Below are 18,526 nucleotides of genomic sequence, written 5' to 3'. Positions count from 1 at the left end.
ATGAGCTTACGTGAAAAAACCATCAGCGGCGCCAAGTGGTCAGCGATGGCGACCATCGTCATCATTGGCCTCGGTCTGGTGCAGATGACGGTGCTGGCGCGCATTATTGATAATCACCAGTTCGGCCTGCTGACCGTCTCGCTGGTGATTATTGCGCTGGCCGACACGCTGTCGGACTTTGGTATCGCCAACTCGATTATCCAGCGTAAAGAGATCAGCCATCTGGAGCTGACCACGCTCTACTGGCTGAATGTGGGGCTGGGTATTTTCGTATTTGTGCTGGTCTTTCTGCTGAGCGGTACTATCGCCAGCGTGCTGCACAACCCGGATCTCGCCCCGCTGATGCGCACATTGTCCTTTGCCTTCGTGGTGATCCCACACGGGCAGCAGTTCCGCGCGCTGATGCAGAAAGAGCTGGAGTTCAACAAAATCGGCATGATCGAAACCAGCGCCGTGCTGGCGGGCTTTACCTTCACCGTGGTCAGCGCCCATTTCTGGCCGCTGGCGATGACGGCCATCCTCGGTTACCTGGTCAACTCCGCCGTGCGTACGCTGCTGTTTGGCTATTTTGGCCGCAAAATTTATCGCCCGGGGCTGCATTTCTCTCTCGCGTCCGTCTCGTCTAACCTGCGCTTTGGCGCGTGGCTGACGGCGGACAGCATCATTAACTACGTGAATACCAATCTCTCAACGCTGGTGCTGGCACGTATTCTTGGGGCGAGCGTCGCGGGGGGCTACAACCTGGCCTATAACGTTGCGGTTGTACCGCCGATGAAGCTGAACCCGATTATCACCCGCGTCCTGTTCCCGGCGTTTGCCAAGATTCAGGACGATACCGAAAAGCTGCGCGTTAATTTTTACAAGCTGCTGTCCGTGGTAGGGATCATCAACTTCCCGGTGCTGCTGGGGTTGATGGTGGTCTCGAGCAACTTCGTACCGCTGGTGTTTGGCGAGAAGTGGAACGGCATTATCCCGATCCTGCAATTGCTTTGCGTGGTGGGGCTGCTGCGCTCCGTGGGGAATCCGATTGGTTCGCTGCTGATGGCGAAGGCACGGGTGGATATCAGCTTCAAGTTCAACGTGTTCAAAACCTTCCTGTTTATTCCGGCGATTATCGTCGGCGGCCATATGGCGGGCGCCATCGGCGTCACGCTGGGCTTCCTGCTGGTGCAGGTAGTCAATACCGTTCTGAGCTACTTCATCATGATTAAGCCGGTGCTGGGCTCCAGCTACCGTCAGTACATTTTGAGTCTGTGGCTGCCGTTTTACCTCTCACTGCCAACCCTTGCTGTGAGCTACGGTCTGGGCATTATCCTTCGCGGCCATCTGCCGCTGGCCGCACTGCTGGCGGTGCAGGTGGCCGCCGGCGCGCTGGCATTTGGCGTGATGATTGTGCTGTCACGCAATGCGCTGGTGGTCGAAATGAAGCGCCAGTTTTGCCGTAACGAAAAAATGAAAACGCTGCTTCGCGCAGGCTAGTTATTTAAGAGGCCATTATGAAATTATTAATTCTTGGCAACCATACCTGCGGCAACCGTGGCGACAGCGCCATCCTGCGCGGTTTACTGGATGCAATTAACACCCTTAAGCCTGAGACCGAAGTGGACGTGATGAGCCGTTATCCGGTCAGCTCATCCTGGTTACTGAACCGCCCGGTAATGGGCGACCCGCTCTACAGCCAGATGAAACAGCATAACAACGCCGCAGGCGTGATGGGGCGAGTGAAGAAAGTCCTGCGTCGTCGCTACCAGCACCAGGTGCTACTTTCCCGCGTGACGGATACCGGCAAGCTGCGCAACATTGCGATTGCGCAGGGCTTTACCGATTTCGTGCGGCTGCTGTCCGGCTACGACGCGATTATTCAGGTTGGCGGTTCGTTCTTCGTCGATCTCTACGGCGTACCTCAGTTTGAACATGCGCTCTGCACGTTTATGGCCAAAAAGCCGTTGTTTATGATTGGCCACAGCGTCGGACCTTTCCAGGATCCGCAGTTTAACCAGCTGGCGAACTATGTCTTTGGGCACTGCGACGCGCTGATCCTGCGTGAGTCGGTGAGTCTGGATATGATGAAGCGCAGCGAAATTGACACGTCTAAAGTAGAACACGGCGTGGACACCGCCTGGCTGGTGGATCATCAGGACGACAGCTTCCAGGCAAGCTACGCGGTACAGCACTGGCTGGACGTGGCGGCAAAACAAAAAACGGTCGCCATCACGCTGCGTGAACTGGCTCCCTTTGATAAACGCCTAGGCACCACCCAGGCGGCGTATGAGAAAGCCTTTGCCGACGTGGTAAACCGCGTGCTGGACAGCGGCTATCAGGTACTGGCGCTTTCCACCTGTACCGGCATCGACAGCTACAACAAAGATGACCGCATGGTGGCGCTGAACCTGCGCAACCTGGTTAACGATCCGTCCCGTTATCACGTTGTGATGGATGAGCTGAACGACCTTGAAATGGGCAAGCTGCTCGGCGCCTGTGACCTGACCGTCGGCACCCGCCTGCATTCGGCCATTATCTCCATGAACTTCGGTACGCCGGCCATCGCCATTAACTACGAACACAAATCCGCCGGGATTATGCAGCAGCTTGGCATGCCGGAAATGGCCGTGGATATCCGTCATCTGCTGGATGGTTCGCTTGGTGCGATGGTGGGGGACACACTGGGTCAACTGCCCGCCATCAACGAACGGCTGGCCGTGGCGGTGAAAGCCGAGCGCGAGAAGGGCATTGGCATGGTGAAATCGGTACTCGACCGCGTACGGGAGGGGAAATGAAGGTTGGTTTCTTCTTACTGAAATTTCCGCTGTCGTCCGAGACCTTTGTGCTGAACCAAATTACCGCGTTTATCGATATGGGATATGACGTGGAGATTATCGCCCTGCAAAAGGGCGATACCCAAAACACCCATGCGGCCTATACCCAGTATGGGCTGGAGGCGAAAACCCGCTGGCTGCAGGATGAGCCTTCCGGGAAGTTGAGCAAGCTGCGCCACCGGGCCAGCCAGACCTTACGCGGGATCCATCGGCCGCAGACCTGGCGGGCGCTGAATGTTTCCCGCTATGGGTCCGAATCTCGCAATCTGATCCTGTCGGCCATCTGCGGGCAAACGGCGCAGCCGTATCGTGCCGATGTGTTTATCGCCCACTTCGGCCCGGCGGGTGTCACTGCCGCGAAGCTGCGCGAACTGGGGGTAATAGACGGCAAGATTGCGACTATTTTCCACGGAATCGACATCTCAAGCCGTGAAGTATTGAACCACTATACGCCAGAGTATCAGCAGCTTTTCCGCCGCGGTGACATGATGCTGCCCATCAGCGACCTGTGGGCCGGACGCCTGAAAAGTATGGGCTGCCCGGGTGAGAAGATTGCCGTTTCGCGCATGGGCGTCGATTTAACGCGCTTTACGCGTCGTCCGGTGAAGGTGCCGGGAAAACCGCTACAGATCATTTCTGTGGCGCGTCTGACCGAAAAGAAAGGTCTGCATGTGGCCATTGAGGCCTGCCGTCAGCTAAAAGCACGCGGGGTGGCGTTCCACTATCGCATTCTCGGCATTGGGCCGTGGGAACGTCGTCTGCGCACGCTTATCGAACAGTATCAGCTGGACGATGTCGTGGAGATGCCGGGCTTTAAGCCGAGCCATGAAGTTAAGGCCATGCTCGATGAGGCGGACGTGTTCCTGCTGCCCTCCGTGACGGGCGCCGATGGTGACATGGAAGGCATTCCGGTGGCGCTGATGGAGGCGATGGCCGTGGGTATTCCGGTGGTATCGACCCTGCACAGCGGGATCCCGGAGCTGATTAAATCTGACCATTCCGGCTGGCTGGTGCCGGAGAATAACGCGATGGCCCTTGCTGACCGGTTAGCGGCCTTCAGCGACATCGACCAGCAGGCGCTGGAGCCCGTGCTTCACAATGCCAGACAAAAAGTAGAAACCGATTTTAACCAGCAGGTGATAAATCGCCAGTTAGCGAGCCTGCTGCAAACGCTGTAACGCCGAGGTTGTATGCTGAAAACGATTACCCGACGCACTTTTGTCTCTTCTCTGTCCGTTCTGGCGGCCACGCCGCTGCTGTCGTCCCGCCTCGCGCGGGCGGCAGGCGGAAAGACGGTCTCTGTTAATCAGTACAATAACAACGACTGGATCGCTGCCTTTAAGCAGGCGTTTAAAGAAGGTGACATCGTCGTTGTCCCGGCGGGACTCACCTGCGAAAACATCAATACGGGCATTTTCATTCCTGACGGTAAAACGCTGCTGATCCACGGGGCGTTAACCGGCAACGGGCGCGGCCGCTTTGTTCTGCAGGAAGGCTGCAAGGTCATTGGCGAAGGGGCAGGGCGCACGGAGAACATTACGCTCGACGTTCGTGGCTCAGATTGTGTGATTAAAGGGCTGGCAATGAGTGGATTTGGCCCGGTAACGCAGATCTACATTGGCGGTAAGAAACCCAAAGTGATGCGCAATTTGCTGATTGATAATATCAGCGTGAGCCAGGCTAACTACGCTATCCTGCGTCAGGGTTTTCATAACCAGATCGATGGGGCCCGTATTACCAACAGCAAATTCAGCCACCTGCAGGGCGATGCGATTGAGTGGAATGTGGCGATCAATGACCGCAATATCCTGATCTCCGATCACGTCATCGACAACATCAACTGCACCAACGGCAAGATCAACTGGGGTATCGGTATTGGCCTCGCCGGGAGCACCTACGACAACGACTATCCTGAAAAACAGACCGTTAAGAACTTCGTGGTGGCCAACATCACCGGCAGCAACTGTCGCCAGCTGGTACATGTTGAAAACGGTAAACACTTTGTTATCCGCAATATAAAGGCCGAAAATATTACCCCCGACTTCAGTAAAAAAGCGGGAATAGATAACGCCACGGTAGCTATTTATGGCTGTGATAATTTCATTATTGATAATGTCGATATGGTCAATAGTGCCGGAATGCTAATTGGCTATGGGGTCATTAAAGGCGATTATTTGTCCATTCCCCAGAACTTCAAGCTAAACAATATTCATCTGGATAATCGCCAGCTTGCGTATAAGCTGCGCGGAATCCAAATATCATCCGGCAATGCCACCTCCTTTGTGGCGATCACCAACGTCGAGATGAAGCGCGCGACGCTTGAGCTGCACAATAAGCCGCAGCATCTGTTCTTACGTAATATCAACGTGATGCAGGAGGCTGCTATCGGCCCTGCGCTGAAGATAAACTTTGACTTACGTAAGGATGTGCGGGGCAAATTTATGGCCAAAGATGAGACCCTGCTGTCACTGGCGAACATAAAAGCGGTGAATGAGAAGGGGCAGAGCTCGGTGGATATTGACCGGGTGGACCAGCAGGTGGTGAATGTGGAAAGGCTGAACTTTGCACTTCCGCGCAAATAATCGACGATTGTCTGTTTTGAGACTATTCCTGGCACAAAAGCGCGATCGAATCAGATTACAACTACAGAAATTTGTGATGCTGAGGCGTAACATTACCTCAGGATTACGGCAAATCATGCTGGCGAAAACAGGTTTAAGAGCTATAATTCGTCAACCATTTTAAGGTGGAAGAAATAATGATTAATTTGAAAGCAGTCATTCCGGTAGCAGGCCTGGGCATGCATATGTTGCCAGCCACAAAAGCCATTCCTAAAGAAATGCTGCCGATCGTCGACAAACCGATGATTCAATACATCGTCGACGAGATTGTTGCTGCAGGGATCAAAGAAATCGTCCTGGTTACGCACTCGTCCAAGAATGCGGTTGAAAACCACTTCGACACCTCTTACGAACTCGAAGCGTTGCTTGAGCAGCGCGTCAAACGCCAGCTGCTGGCGGAAGTGCAATCTATTTGTCCACCTGGCGTGACCATCATGAACGTGCGCCAGGCGCAGCCGCTGGGGCTGGGCCACTCCATCCTGTGTGCCCGTCCGGTTGTCGGTGATAACCCATTCATCGTTGTTCTTCCGGACATCATCATTGATACCGCGTCTGCCGATCCGCTGCGCTACAACCTGGCGGCCATGGTGGCGCGTTTCAACGAAACCGGTCGCAGCCAGGTACTGGCAAAACGCATGAAGGGCGATCTCTCTGAATACTCTGTGATTCAGACGAAAGAAGCGCTGGAGACGGAAGGGCAGGTGAGCCGCATCGTTGAGTTCATCGAAAAGCCGGATCAGCCGCAGACGCTGGACTCCGACCTGATGGCGGTGGGTCGTTATGTTCTGAATGCCGATATCTGGGCGGAACTGGAAAAAACCGAGCCAGGCGCCTGGGACCGTATTCAGCTGACTGACGCGATTGCTGAGCTGGCGAAGAAGCAGTCTGTGGATGCCATGCTGATGACAGGTGATAGCTATGACTGCGGTAAGAAAATGGGGTATATGCAGGCGTTTGTGAACTATGGGCTGCGTAACCTCAAAGAGGGCCATAAGTTCCGCGAGACCATTAAAAAGCTGCTAGATACGCATGACTGATTGTCAGCTTTGATAGTCCAGTAAAACAGGAGACTACCCTGAAATATCAGTGTGGTCTTTTGTCTTATATAAACCCAATAAATTTGATTTCAGTTTCTGGCGAAACAGCAGCCCAAAAACTTATTATTCATCTCGTCAACTGCTGAAACGACATGCAGTCCGAGAGTTTTAATGGCGAGTATTGCTTCTGGTAGCGTAGGCCAGGGGCGGTAGCATGCTTTTTTACACACAAACCGTATTGAGCAAAGCAGGAGAAGCAGGATGTTACTTCCAGTGGTGATCGCAGGAGGAACAGGGAGTCGACTATGGCCGATGTCTCGAGAATTGCAGCCCAAGCAATTTCTTTCATTCCATCAGGGAGGGTCGATGCTTCAAAATACGATCTCGCGTCTTGATGGCCTGGAAGTAGCCGACCCCATTGTCATCTGTAATGAAGATCATCGTTTTCTGGTGGCCGAACAGTTAAGGCAAATGCATAAACTGGCCGGTAATATTATCCTCGAACCCGTTGGGCGAAATACAGCGCCAGCAATCACGCTTGCCGCTCTTCATGCGCTGGAAACCGGCAACGATCCTGTCATGCTCATTCTTGCTGCCGATCATCTCATTGCGAATACTGCGGCTTTCCATTCGGTTATCAGCAACGCTATTCCATTCGCTGAAGAGGGTAAACTGGTTACCTTTGGCATCGTGCCTGTGCAACCAGAGACGGGGTACGGATACATTCAGCGCGGTGAAGTGCAGCATGCGGGTCAGTCTATAGCATGGAAAATCAAACGATTCGTGGAAAAGCCGGATCTGACGACCGCCATGTCCTACCTTGAAAGCAAAGAGTACCTTTGGAACAGCGGTATGTTTATGTTCCGGGCCTCGTCCTATCTGAACGAAGTGGCTAAGTTTTGTCCGTCGATTCTGGAAGCATGTAAAAATGCTATGCAGCAGCCGGTTAACGATCTCGACTTCATTAAGCTCGACAAAGAGATTTTCAGCCGTTGCCCTTCAGACTCCATCGACTATGCGGTTATGGAACATACTGAACTGGGGATTGTGACCGCAATGGATGCAGGTTGGAATGACGTAGGGTCATGGTCAGCGCTATGGGAAACGTCTGCCCACGATGCTGAAGGTAATGCGTTGATCGGTGATATCTTTACTCATCATACTCGGGATTGTTATATCCGTAGCGAGGATAAATTAACGGCAGCACTTGGCTTAGAAGACCTTATTATTGTCAATACGAAAGATGCATTGCTGGTATCCCATAAAGATAGTGTCCAGGATGTGAAAGTCGTTGTTGAACACCTAAAAGCCAATTCACGTAGTGAATGCCGTGAACATACTACCCGTTATATGCCCTGGGGCCACGTTGAAACGCTGGTTCGGGACGCACGATATAGAGTTAACCGTGTGACTATTATACCCGGTGGTGAGCTTTCCCTTCAGTTGCATCACCATCGCATTGAACACTGGGTTGTGCTCACTGGAACCGCGCTTATTGGTGTTGAAGAAAACGAAATCTATCTTACCGAGAATGAATCAACGACGATTCCAGTTGGAAAAAAACACAAGCTCTCGAATCCAGGAAAAATAAATCTTGAGGTTCTGGAAATTCAGTTTGGTAGTTATTTAGGCGAAGATGACGTACTAAGGATTTCATGATGGTAAATAAAAATAATAATAAGTTAAGTTGTTTTAAAGCCTATGATATTCGTGGGAAATTGGGCGAAGAACTTAATGAAGATATTGCCTGGCGTATTGGCCGTGCTTACGCACAATGTCTTGCTCCGAAGCAGGTTGTCGTTGGAGGGGATGTTCGTTTGACCAGTGAGTCATTAAAGCTGGCTCTGGCTGAGGGGCTCATGGCTGGCGGATGCGACGTGCTTGATATTGGACTGTCGGGCACAGAAGAGATCTATTTCGCCACATTTCATTTGAACGTCGACGGCGGTATTGAAGTCACCGCGAGCCACAATCCCATCGATTATAATGGGATGAAGCTTGTTCGTAGCGGTGCGCGACCTGTCAGTGGTGATACGGGTTTAAAAGAGATTCAGCACGTAGCGGAAATGAATGATTTTGCGCCCACACAGCATAAAGGCAATTATAAGAAGATTAATATTCTCAGGGAGTATGTTGATCATTTATTAAGCTATGTGAATCTCAATAATTTCCGTATCAAACCGATGAAATTAGTCATTAACTCCGGCAACGGTGCGGCAGGGCATGTCATTGATGCAATCGAACTACGCTTCAAACAGGCCGGTGTACCGGTAGAATTTATAAAAGTTCATAACGATCCGGACGGTACCTTCCCACATGGCATTCCCAATCCGCTTTTACCAGAAGCACGACAGGATACGGCTAATGCTGTGTTAGCTGCTCAGGCCGATATGGGGATTGCGTTTGACGGTGATTTTGATCGCTGCTTCTTTTTTGACGAAAAAGCCAACTTTATTGAAGGTTATTACATTGTTGGCTTGTTAGCTGAGGCGTTTCTCAACAAAGAGCCTGGGTCAAAAATCATCCACGACCCACGACTCACATGGAATACGGTTGATATCGTCCAGAGTGCTGGGGGTATCCCTGTAATGTCTAAAACAGGCCACGCTTTCATTAAAGAACGCATGCGTGCTGAGAACGCGGTTTATGGTGGAGAAATGAGTGCCCATCATTATTTCCGTGACTTTGCATACTGCGACAGTGGCATGATCCCCTGGCTGCTTGTGGCAGAACTGGTATTAACAACAGGCCACTCTCTTGGCTCATTGGTTGAGTCGCGAATTGCGCGTTTCCCTGTCTCGGGTGAGATAAACAGAAAAGTTATAAATGCTTCGAGATTAATCGCTGATATCGAGGAGCGCTATGCCTCACAAGCTACCGATATTGACTATACGGATGGCTTGAGTATGTCTTTTCCTGAGTGGCGATTTAATATCCGTACATCGAATACCGAGCCTCTGCTTCGTCTGAATGTTGAATCGCATGGAGATCAGAGATTAATGGAAACAAAGCGAGAAGAACTATTAGGGCTGATAAATAGATAGTTTTGGGTTGCTAAATCTCGTGGGATAAAATTAATGATTGAAGTCTTATTAGCAGCAGTCGTAGGTTTACTCGTATATTTTGTTTTCCTCGCGCTGTCCTTACGAACCCGATTGTTGCTGGTGCTTGTATGCAGCATCCCGCAGCTCTACCTGGTGCAATTAAGTGGGGCGGATGTCCCGCTGGCTTTTCTTTTGCCCGCTATACTCCTTCCTGAATTTATCATTAACGCCAATCGGTTCTTAGGCAAACCGGCAAATGTGATGCTGCTTGGGTTGATTGGTATTAGCCTCTTAAGCCTGGCATGGTCAGTTGAGAAATCAATGGGCATCCGTGATATTGCCTATTTGTGTGAGTTTATCGTTATTTCCAACGCCATCTATGTTCTGGCATTAAAAGATCGCATTGCATTATATAAGATTATTAATTTGATGCTGTTCTTTGTTTGCTTGCAGGCTATAACAGTAATCATTTTCCGGTTTAATGAGTCCCTTGAATTAGCAGTTATTCTTTCACCTGTAAGTAAGTTTACGATGGGGATGAACACGCTGCAGGGCTTGTTAGATGGTGCCAGAAACAACTTTTACGACCCGGTAAAATCTGGGGGACTGTTGTTCGTCAATGCCAATGCGGCAGCCTGTTACGTCGGTATCTCTTCGTTTATGGCATGGGGTATCTATAAAGTTTCAAAGGCGAAAATAACGCTATTAATGGCTATCCTGTTGTGGGCCACTGTTTTCTTTACTGGCTCCAAAGCTGGCATCCTTTTTGCCATTCTTATCCCGGCATTCGTTTTCTACCTGACATTGCAGCGCTCGACTAAGGTCATTGTGGTGACAGCAGGCGCTTCTTTTGCCATCGTCTTAATTGCTATCAGCGTTATCTTTAGCGTAATCGGACAAAACGGATTTTTACAGGAATCAACTGATACCGCTGAAACGCGTTACCAGATATGGAGTTATGCTTTTAATGCGTTTACTGATAATCCAATGATGGGACAAGGATTTGGTGGATGGGAAGCCGATTACAGTAAACATACTGATTATTTCCTTCCACCGCATAATACACTTATCTATCTTTGGTCAAAGTCAGGCTTGATCGCCTCTCTTTTGGGGCTCGGCTTTATTCTGTGCTGCATTCGAATTGCCCTTCGGGCGATACGAAGCATCGATGAAAAGCAGAAAAACATCGGATTTTCATTTTTAATGGTGATCTCATGGCTATTCGCACATGGCTTTGGTGAGAACTTTGGTTTGATTGGTGAGCAACACCAGATGGTTGTTTTTGCAGTAATGCTTGGGCTTTGTCTGGCAGGAAATTTACCGATAAACAGGAATTTTAGGGTACAGGAATGAACACGGTCGGTATTTTCAGAAATCAACTATTCAAGGGTTCTGAAGTTTTTATCCAACAGCAGGCAGAAGCCCTCGAGAATTTCAAAAAGTGCTATATCGGCAGACGAGTCATTGGCAAAAAACCAGAGGGGGCTGTCGCACACGTTTTAAATGAACGCGGAGACCTTGCGGGTAAAATTTCTGAGATTGCGAACGCATTCACAACCTCCGCGCTGCCCTATCAAACAGTGCTAAAAGCTCAACCCCTTGATCTTATTCATGCACATTTTGCGATAGATGGACTATATGCGTTAAAACTGGCGCAGCTGAAAGGAATCCCACTGTGTACGACGCTGCATGGATTTGATGTGACTGTGAGTAACAAAGATTTACTAACATCACGGTCTCCAGCCTGGATTAGCTATTTTCTTCATCAGAAGAAACTTAAAAATCAGGGTGATAAATTTATCTGTGTTTCTGATTTTATTGCCCAACAGGCTTTGCGCCATGGCTTCCCTGAAAATAAGATCGTTCAGCACTACATTGGTATCGACATTGACAAATATAAGCCGCGTGAAAGACAAGACTATCAAGGTATCATCCTGCATGTAGCTCGTTTGGTTGAGAAGAAAGGCACTGCCGTATTAATCAACGCCATTAAGCATGTGAAAGAACGAAATGCTGACGTAAAACTCGTTATCATCGGTGATGGTCCTTTGATGGGGGAGCTTAAAGCTCAGGTCTCATCGCTAGGGCTCGAACGGAATGTGACATTCACTGGTGCGCTTTCGCACGGTGACGTGATGACGTGGATGCGTAAAGCAAGTATGTTGGTTCTACCAAGCATTACAGCGAAGACAGGGGATGCAGAAGGATTAGGGATGGTACTTCTCGAAGCGGCAGTGACAAGTGTACCCGTTATTGGTACCCGTCATGGAGGCATTCCTGAAGCGATAATCGACGAGCACACTGGATTTTTGGTCAGGGAACGAGATGCTAATCAGCTTGCTGAGAGAATAGACTACTTATTGAACAACGAACAAACATCTTTTGAAATGGGCGATAATGCGCGCAACTTTATTCGCGAAAAATTTAATCTCTCAGAACAAACCTTGAAATTAGAAAAAATTTACCAGGAACTGATTCATGGCTAAAGAAGTAATTATTTTTTCCCGCTCTCTTCCATTTCATCATCTTGGTGGGATGGAAGTGGTGGCATGGGATTTAGCTGTTGAGTTGCAAGCAAAAGGATTTGATGTAAAAGTTGTTACAACTAATTTTGATGCGGAAACAATATTACCAGTAAACAGTCCTGAAATAATCAAGATTAAAAATATACCGCAGGCAGTCTATTCTAAGGAGTGGTGGTCTGAGACTGAAAAACTGGCCAATTCCTGGCGTAATAAAGATAACGTAGTTGCTGTAATAAGTATCAGCGCAGGTGCGTTCAGTGTCTTGCAGCATAAAAAATGCTTCCAGAATGCTAAGTTTATCATGCAGGCGCACGGAACATCTGTAGGTGAGATGATTTCAAAGCTCAAAACCCGACAGCTTAAAAAAATTCTGTCCAGTGTAAAAAATATTTTAGGTTTTTATGCTGATGCAAAACATTATTCTCAGTTTGACTGGATTGTTGCTGTCGGTGAAGCGGTAAAGACTGATTTAACACATTTTCCTACTACGCTGATCTGCCAAAAAGAAAAAGTTGTAAAGATCGAGAATGGCATTGATGAAATATTATTCTCTGATGAAACATCAAATCGAGCGGCATTGCGGGCAGAATTGAAAATCGATTCTGATGCGTTGGTGTTTCTTTCGGCTTCACGCTTACATGAGCAGAAAGGTATCGATAACAATATTGATGTTTTTGCGAAAATTAAAAAATCAAAACCTAATGCAAAACTTCTCATATGTGGCAACGGTCCCTACGAACCACAATTGCGAAAGAGAGTTGATGACCTTTCCCTGAACAATGACGTATTGTTCCTTGGCGCTAAAAGTCGCTATGATTTAGCGAAGCTTATGCAGTGTGCTGATATATTTTTATTCCTGACGAAAAGGGTTGAAGGGTTACCTTTAAACGTGCTGGAAGCCATGAGTGCTGGGGTACCAATTGTCATCTCTGAACATCTCACTTTCACTGCTGGAGAGAAAGTATTTAAGTGCAATCCGAGTGAGATATCAATTAATGATTTATTAGGTTATATAGATATGATTAGTTGTAAAGAAAGAAAATCATATATATCCAAGCAGAATACATTAAGTCATGCGGTTAACGAATACATTTCATTATTTCTTAGAGCATTCAAATGAAAAAAGCCATAAGCCAATTGCTTAGTGGAAATATGCTCTCAAAGGTACTTGGATTAGCCAGGGAAGTTTTTATGGCTAAGTTTTTTGGCACAGGTGATGTTAATGGGGCCTACCGTATTGCCCAGACAGGAACTTTAGTGCCAATTAATTTTATGACAAGTGATAGCCTTAATTCAGCGTTTATTCCCTTATACAAAAAATATTTAACAGAAAATGAATTTCGTGCATCAACATTCAAGTTATGTATGTTTATTTTCTTTGCGTTGGTATCGATAGCGATATTTATAGTTCTCTACTTTTTGTCAGACTATTGGGTTGGCATCATGGCACCTGGAATTAGCGGGAACGCACGTGAGATGTCGACCGAACTACTAAAGATAATGGCAATTTGCTGCCCATTTTATCTGTTTTCAGCATTAATAAACTACCTCTCAATGGCACATGGGGACTACAAACCCATATCGATGCGAGCTTCTATCCAGAATGTTGGAATGCTGTTAGGGGTGGTCGCTGCATACTATTTTCGCAATTATTTATATTTAGCCTGGGGATTTACCGGCAGTTATATCATTTTCAGTATATGGGCGCTTTTACGTGCCAGAAAAAGTACCATATTAACTCTCCCACACCGTTTTGATATTGTAGAAGTTAAGTTGGTATCGAAGAGCTTTTGGATAACTCTGCGACCTTTGCTTATATTGCCGTTAATCTTGCAGGGAAATATTACTCTTGAAAGAGCCCTTGCATCATTTATTAGTATTGATGTGGTATCTGGTCTAGATTATGCGCGTTTTATCACCGATACCGTTGTTTTTATTTTATCTGTACCAATAGCTTTTGCGGGCTTGTCCGAATGGTCCTCACAGAAACCAGAGGTTGTCAGAGACAAGATCAAAGTTATTTATAAATGGTTGGCTTTATTAGTAATTAACATATCTTTTTTCATCTTTTTCTATGCGAAAGACCTTGTTATCCTCCTGTTTATGCGCGGTGCTTTCGACCACCATTCTGTAGCGGTGACTACAGATATTATCCAGGGTATGTGTATAGGACTCTGGGCACAGGTAATTGGCTATATATTTATAAAAGCACTCAGTGCGCACCTTAAAAATAAGCAGGTACTGATTGTTATGATGGTTGCTCTGCTCAGTAATGCTATTGTAAACCTGGTGACTTACAAAGTCTGGGGCGCTTTCGGTTTAGGTTTGGGGAACTCAATTTACAGTTTAATGATGTTCATTCTTAGCGCCTGTTATTTGAAAATTGCAAAAGATCTCCTCCCGGTACTCATTAAAATATCTATTGGTCTTGTTGTTTATACATCACTCATTCTTGCATTTGGACATTATTTAGTTGAACCAGATAATGTGATTCTCCGGATAATGATGAATGGTTCAATTTTCGTGATGTTTAGCTTAATATGGGCTATGTCATTCCCTATGTACAGAAATGGTATTAAAGGGATTCTCACTAAGAAAGGACTACGATAGCGTAATAATTTATGAAGAAAAATACAGACATTAAAGATATTGTCGTTTTATCTACTGCTGACTGGGATAATCCTTTCTGGACCAACAAACAGCATGTTGCTTTAGAACTGGCGAAACGTGGTCATTGTGTTCTTTATATTGAATCTTTGGGATTACGTCGACCCAGCGTAAACAAGAAAGATCTATCGCGAATTCTTCGCCGCATAATTAAAGCAATTAAGGCGCCGCGAAAAGTTCGCGATAATATTTGGGTATGGTCGCCAATTTCTATCCCGTTCAACAGCTATGCATTTGTTCGCAAGCTAAACAAACTCATTCTAAGTAGTGCTCTTAAGTACTGGTGTTGGCGCTTAAAATTCAAGAATGAAACGCTATGGACTTATAATCCTTTGACAACGCGTTTTCTTGAACCCGATAATTTCAGTTACGTAGTATACCATTGCGTTGATGAAATTAAGGCCCAACCTGGGATGCCAGTTGACATTCTTCAAAATGCTGAAGAAGAATTAGTGCGACGCGCTGATATTACGTTTGTTACGTCATTGACGTTGCTTAAAACAAGGAAGAAATGGAGTGATGAAGTCTATTACTTCTCCAACGTCGCGGATTATAACCATTTCTCAAAGGCGCTGGATGAACATTTGCCGATACCTGTCGACTTGAGCAACATTCCAGAACCACGAATGGGATTTATCGGTGCAATCAGTGGCTATAAGGTAAATTTCTCGTTACTTGAAAGAATTGCGGAAGCTCATCCTGAATGGTCAATAGTGATGATTGGGGATATAGGAGAGGGGGATCCAGACACCGACGCAACACAGCTTACTCGGCATAAAAATATTCATCTTCTTGGACCGAGAGCCTATCAGGAACTGCCTGGTTATCTGAAAGGATTTACGGCGACATTGCTTCCGAATAACCTAAATGAATATACAGCTTCGATGTTCCCAATGAAATTCTTTGAGTATCTGGCTGCGGGAAAAGCTGTAGTGAGTGTGGATTTAGCCTCGCTTTGTGACTTTACGGACTATGTTCGTATCGCCCACAGTCCCTCTGAATTTATTTCTGCGCTAGAAGATATCACTTCTGGAAACCGGATTTCGGTAGAAAAGTGTCAGGAACTCGCTCGGGAATATACATACCAGTCACGCACTGAAAAAATGTTCAAGTTAATTGATGAGAAGCGTAATGAAAGTAGCAATCGTACATGAGTGGTTCAGTTCCTATGCAGGTTCTGAAAAAGTCGTTGAGCAAATCCTTCATTGCTATCCTGATGCGGATGTGTTCGCTGTCTGTGATTTCTTAAAACCAAATGACCGCCACTTTTTAAATAATAAAAAGGTCACCACAACATTTATCCAGCGTTTGCCATTTGCATCTAAAAAATTCCAGTCATATCTTCCATTAATGCCGCTGGCAATTGAGCAGCTTGATATGTCTGAATACGATGTTATTATCTCAAGCAGCCACGCTGTATCTAAAGGGGTTATCACTGGGCCGGATCAAATTCATATTTCATATGTTCATTCTCCTATCCGCTACGCATGGGATTTCCAACACCAATACCTGCGCGAATCTGGACTGGATAAGGGTCTGAAGGGTTTACTTGCAAAATATTTGCTACATAAAATCCGTATTTGGGATTACCGTACTGCTGCGGGTGTTAATCATTTTATTGGCAACTCGAATTTTATCGCACGGCGTATTAATAAAGTTTATGGAAGACAAGCTGATGTTATTTATCCTCCTGTAAATACTGAAAAATTCGAATTTAGCGATAGTAAAGAAGATTTCTACCTGGCCGCGTGTCGTATGGTGCCTTATAAGCGGGTTGATCTCATTGTTAGCGCATTTGCTAATATGCCAGAAAAGAAATTAATTGTTATCGGTGACGGCTCTGAAATGGAGAAGATTAAACAGCTGGCTACGGATAACGTTACGCTTCTGGGATATCAGGACGATGCTGCACTAGTTGATTTTATGAAGCGTGCTAAGGCATATGTTTTTGCCGCAGAAGAAGATTTCGGCATATCACCTGTTGAAGCGCAGGCAAGCGGTACTCCGGTCATCACCTACGGTAAAGGTGGTTGCCTCGAAACGGTTAAACCACTGGGTAGTAAGAAAGCGACCGGCGTGTTCTTCTTTGAACAAACCGCAGATGCCATTTGTGAAGCAGTGAATACCTTTGAAAAATATGCGAGCGAGATTAAGCCGGAAGATTGTCGCGAACATGCTTTAACGTTCTCGGAGCAGCGCTTCCGTGACCAACTTAGTCAATATGTTGAAAGCGCCTGGGCGCAATACTCTGAGTCCTTAATTAATACTCAGGCTGCAAGACTACAGAACAGCTATACTCATTCGGAAAAATAATGACCACGGCATAGATCAAATGATTTATGCCAGGGATTAAATAATGAAAATCAGCGTATTTAAAGATCAAAAGAAAGAATTTATTTGCCGTAGCGCCCTAATGGCGTCAGACTTTTTTTGGCTAAATGCTTCTTTAGGACTCTCGTTTCTAACCGTCATGTTCTTTATTGGCGACCTGAATACCTTCATGCCGATCCGTCAGATAGATGTGCGTGTTTTATCACACGTTATTCTCACTGCGTTGTGTGTTTTCTGGTTTGGCGTCCGCCTTCGCCACTATGCACAAAAAAAGCCGTTCTGGTCAGAGCTAAAAGAAACATTACGAACTATCGTCATTTTTTCGATCTTCGATCTTGCATTGGTTGCATTCTCCAAATGGCATTTTTCTCGCTATATTTGGGCCTATTGCTGGTTATACGCCATTATCATGGTTCCATTATCGCGTGAAATCACCAAATCTATACTTAACAAGTTGGGCTACTGGAAAAAACGTACGGTTATTCTAGGTTCAGGCAGGAATGCGCGTGAAGCCTATTTTGCTTTACAGAGCCACGAAGTCTCAGGTTTTAAAATTGATGCGTTTTGTGATTTTGATGCAACTGACGATATGATGGAAGAATGTCCCATAGTCAAAGACGAGGAGACATTACTCACATCTTATAATTCATTTTCAACGCAGTTTGTTGTGGCGTGTGATTTTGATGAAAAAGATAAGTTTGAAAACTGGTTAAGGTTCCTGGCGAAACATAAGTGCCGAAATGTGATTATTATTCCTTCCCTGCGAGGATTCCCTTTATACGGCACTAGTATGTCCTTTATATTCAGTCATGAAGTATTACTGTTGCAGGTTCACAATAATCTTTCCAAAGCAACGTCACGCTTCATCAAACGGACGTTCGATATTGTCTGTAGTCTGGGTATTCTCGTTGTTTCGTCACCTTTGTTTGTTTATCTCTGGTATAAAGTCTCCCGCGACGGCGGCCCTGCAATCTATGCACATACAAGGATAGGTCGTCGGGGTGAAAAATTTGACTGTTACAAATTCCGCTCGATGAATATCAATTCGAAAGAAATTCTTGCGCGTTTGCTAGAAAATGACCCAGAAGCCAGGGCGGAATGGGAAAAAGATTTTAAGCTCAAAAACGACCCCCGGATTACACCTATTGGCCACTTTATTCGTAAAACCAGCCTCGATGAATTACCTCAATTGTTCAATGTGCTCAAAGGGGAAATGAGTCTCGTTGGCCCTCGTCCAGTCATTCATGAAGAGCTGGAACGATATGCTGATGATGTTGATTATTATCTGATGGTTAAGCCAGGAATGACCGGGCTATGGCAGGTCAGTGGCCGTAACGACGTAGATTACACAACCCGTGTCTATTTTGACTCCTGGTATGTCAAAAACTGGTCTCTATGGAATGACATAGTGATTTTGTTTAAAACGGTTAGCGTGGTTCTTTTTAGAAAAGGTGCTTATTAATTTTCATACCTGGATGTGATCGG

The 18,526-nt window shown here is 46.6% G+C and carries 14 protein-coding genes; all 14 read left to right on the top strand.

The features are described from left to right. Positions 1-1,479, top strand: a complete 1,479-nt coding sequence (gene wzxC, locus A4308_RS19325) for a colanic acid undecaprenyl disphosphate flippase WzxC (RefSeq protein ID WP_014884495.1) — start codon at positions 1-3, stop codon at positions 1,477-1,479. Positions 1,480-1,496: 17 nt separating this feature from the next. Continuing rightward, entirely contained in the window at positions 1,497-2,777 is a 1,281-nt protein-coding gene (wcaK, locus tag A4308_RS19320; protein WP_023330878.1) for a colanic acid biosynthesis pyruvyl transferase WcaK, read from the top strand. Beyond that, positions 2,774-3,994 carry a colanic acid biosynthesis glycosyltransferase WcaL gene (gene wcaL / locus A4308_RS19315; RefSeq protein WP_023330877.1) on the top strand — a complete coding sequence of 407 codons (1,221 nt, stop codon included), beginning with the start codon at positions 2,774-2,776 and terminating at the stop codon, positions 3,992-3,994. The genes wcaK and wcaL overlap by 4 nt, the downstream gene beginning before the upstream one ends. A 12-nt stretch (positions 3,995-4,006) precedes the next feature. Further along, a complete protein-coding gene (wcaM, locus tag A4308_RS19310; RefSeq protein WP_045281006.1) occupies positions 4,007-5,398 on the top strand; it encodes a colanic acid biosynthesis protein WcaM in 1,392 nt (463 codons plus the stop codon). 176 nt (positions 5,399-5,574) lie between these two features. After that, on the top strand, positions 5,575-6,474 hold the full coding sequence (galF, locus tag A4308_RS19305; protein WP_014884491.1) for a GalU regulator GalF: 900 nt from the start codon (positions 5,575-5,577) through the stop codon (positions 6,472-6,474). A 261-nt stretch (positions 6,475-6,735) separates the two neighbouring features. Continuing rightward, positions 6,736-8,133 (top strand): mannose-1-phosphate guanylyltransferase/mannose-6-phosphate isomerase, encoded by a 1,398-nt coding sequence (locus A4308_RS19300; RefSeq protein WP_045281008.1) that lies wholly within the window; start codon positions 6,736-6,738, stop codon positions 8,131-8,133. Continuing rightward, complete coding sequence (gene cpsG / locus A4308_RS19295; protein ID WP_045281009.1) at positions 8,133-9,518, top strand: phosphomannomutase CpsG; 1,386 nt, start codon at positions 8,133-8,135, stop codon at positions 9,516-9,518. Before A4308_RS19300 ends, cpsG begins: the two co-directional genes overlap by 1 nt. Positions 9,519-9,551: 33 nt before the next feature. Further along, the gene (locus tag A4308_RS19290; protein WP_014884488.1) at positions 9,552-10,871 is read left to right on the top strand and encodes an O-antigen ligase family protein; all 1,320 of its coding nucleotides are present in this window, start codon (positions 9,552-9,554) and stop codon (positions 10,869-10,871) included. Next, the gene (locus A4308_RS19285) at positions 10,868-12,004 is read left to right on the top strand and encodes a glycosyltransferase (RefSeq protein WP_014884487.1); all 1,137 of its coding nucleotides are present in this window, start codon (positions 10,868-10,870) and stop codon (positions 12,002-12,004) included. The genes A4308_RS19290 and A4308_RS19285 overlap by 4 nt, the downstream gene beginning before the upstream one ends. Next, on the top strand, positions 11,997-13,163 hold the full coding sequence (locus A4308_RS19280) for a glycosyltransferase family 4 protein (RefSeq protein WP_045135106.1): 1,167 nt from the start codon (positions 11,997-11,999) through the stop codon (positions 13,161-13,163). The genes A4308_RS19285 and A4308_RS19280 overlap by 8 nt, the downstream gene beginning before the upstream one ends. A gap of 71 nt (positions 13,164-13,234) precedes the next feature. Further along, entirely contained in the window at positions 13,235-14,653 is a 1,419-nt protein-coding gene (gene murJ / locus A4308_RS19275) for a murein biosynthesis integral membrane protein MurJ (RefSeq protein ID WP_052687569.1), read from the top strand. Between the two features lie 11 nt (positions 14,654-14,664). Beyond that, on the top strand, positions 14,665-15,864 hold the full coding sequence (locus tag A4308_RS19270) for a glycosyltransferase (protein WP_045134932.1): 1,200 nt from the start codon (positions 14,665-14,667) through the stop codon (positions 15,862-15,864). Then, a complete protein-coding gene (locus A4308_RS19265; protein ID WP_014884483.1) occupies positions 15,842-17,023 on the top strand; it encodes a glycosyltransferase family 4 protein in 1,182 nt (393 codons plus the stop codon). The genes A4308_RS19270 and A4308_RS19265 overlap by 23 nt, the downstream gene beginning before the upstream one ends. A 43-nt stretch (positions 17,024-17,066) precedes the next feature. Then, positions 17,067-18,503, top strand: coding sequence for an undecaprenyl-phosphate galactose phosphotransferase WbaP (wbaP, locus tag A4308_RS19260; RefSeq protein ID WP_014884482.1), 1,437 nt, complete (start codon positions 17,067-17,069; stop codon positions 18,501-18,503). The last annotated feature ends 23 nt before the right edge of the window (positions 18,504-18,526 follow it).

It is taken from the genome of Enterobacter sp. ODB01 (assembly GCF_001623605.1).
GTDB classification, from domain to species: Bacteria; Pseudomonadota; Gammaproteobacteria; order Enterobacterales; family Enterobacteriaceae; genus Enterobacter; species Enterobacter kobei.
Note: the sequence above shows the minus strand (reverse complement) of the source record. Positions and strands in the feature narration are given on the sequence as shown.

Excerpts from the sequence above, each read along its gene's own strand:
- galF (WP_014884491.1), top strand. The coding sequence starts at position 5,575 with ATGATTAATTTGAAAGCAGTCATTCCGGTAGCAGGCCTGGGCATGCAT.
- A4308_RS19290 (WP_014884488.1), top strand. The coding sequence starts at position 9,552 with ATGATTGAAGTCTTATTAGCAGCAGTCGTAGGTTTACTCGTATATTTT.
- wbaP (WP_014884482.1), top strand. The coding sequence starts at position 17,067 with ATGAAAATCAGCGTATTTAAAGATCAAAAGAAAGAATTTATTTGCCGT.
- A4308_RS19280 (WP_045135106.1), top strand. The coding sequence starts at position 11,997 with ATGGCTAAAGAAGTAATTATTTTTTCCCGCTCTCTTCCATTTCATCAT.
- A4308_RS19270 (WP_045134932.1), top strand. The coding sequence starts at position 14,665 with ATGAAGAAAAATACAGACATTAAAGATATTGTCGTTTTATCTACTGCT.
- cpsG (WP_045281009.1), top strand. The coding sequence starts at position 8,133 with ATGGTAAATAAAAATAATAATAAGTTAAGTTGTTTTAAAGCCTATGAT.
- A4308_RS19300 (WP_045281008.1), top strand. The coding sequence starts at position 6,736 with ATGTTACTTCCAGTGGTGATCGCAGGAGGAACAGGGAGTCGACTATGG.
- wcaM (WP_045281006.1), top strand. The coding sequence starts at position 4,007 with ATGCTGAAAACGATTACCCGACGCACTTTTGTCTCTTCTCTGTCCGTT.
- wzxC (WP_014884495.1), top strand. The coding sequence starts at position 1 with ATGAGCTTACGTGAAAAAACCATCAGCGGCGCCAAGTGGTCAGCGATG.
- wcaK (WP_023330878.1), top strand. The coding sequence starts at position 1,497 with ATGAAATTATTAATTCTTGGCAACCATACCTGCGGCAACCGTGGCGAC.
- murJ (WP_052687569.1), top strand. The coding sequence starts at position 13,235 with ATGGCTAAGTTTTTTGGCACAGGTGATGTTAATGGGGCCTACCGTATT.
- A4308_RS19285 (WP_014884487.1), top strand. The coding sequence starts at position 10,868 with ATGAACACGGTCGGTATTTTCAGAAATCAACTATTCAAGGGTTCTGAA.
- A4308_RS19265 (WP_014884483.1), top strand. The coding sequence starts at position 15,842 with ATGAAAGTAGCAATCGTACATGAGTGGTTCAGTTCCTATGCAGGTTCT.
- wcaL (WP_023330877.1), top strand. The coding sequence starts at position 2,774 with ATGAAGGTTGGTTTCTTCTTACTGAAATTTCCGCTGTCGTCCGAGACC.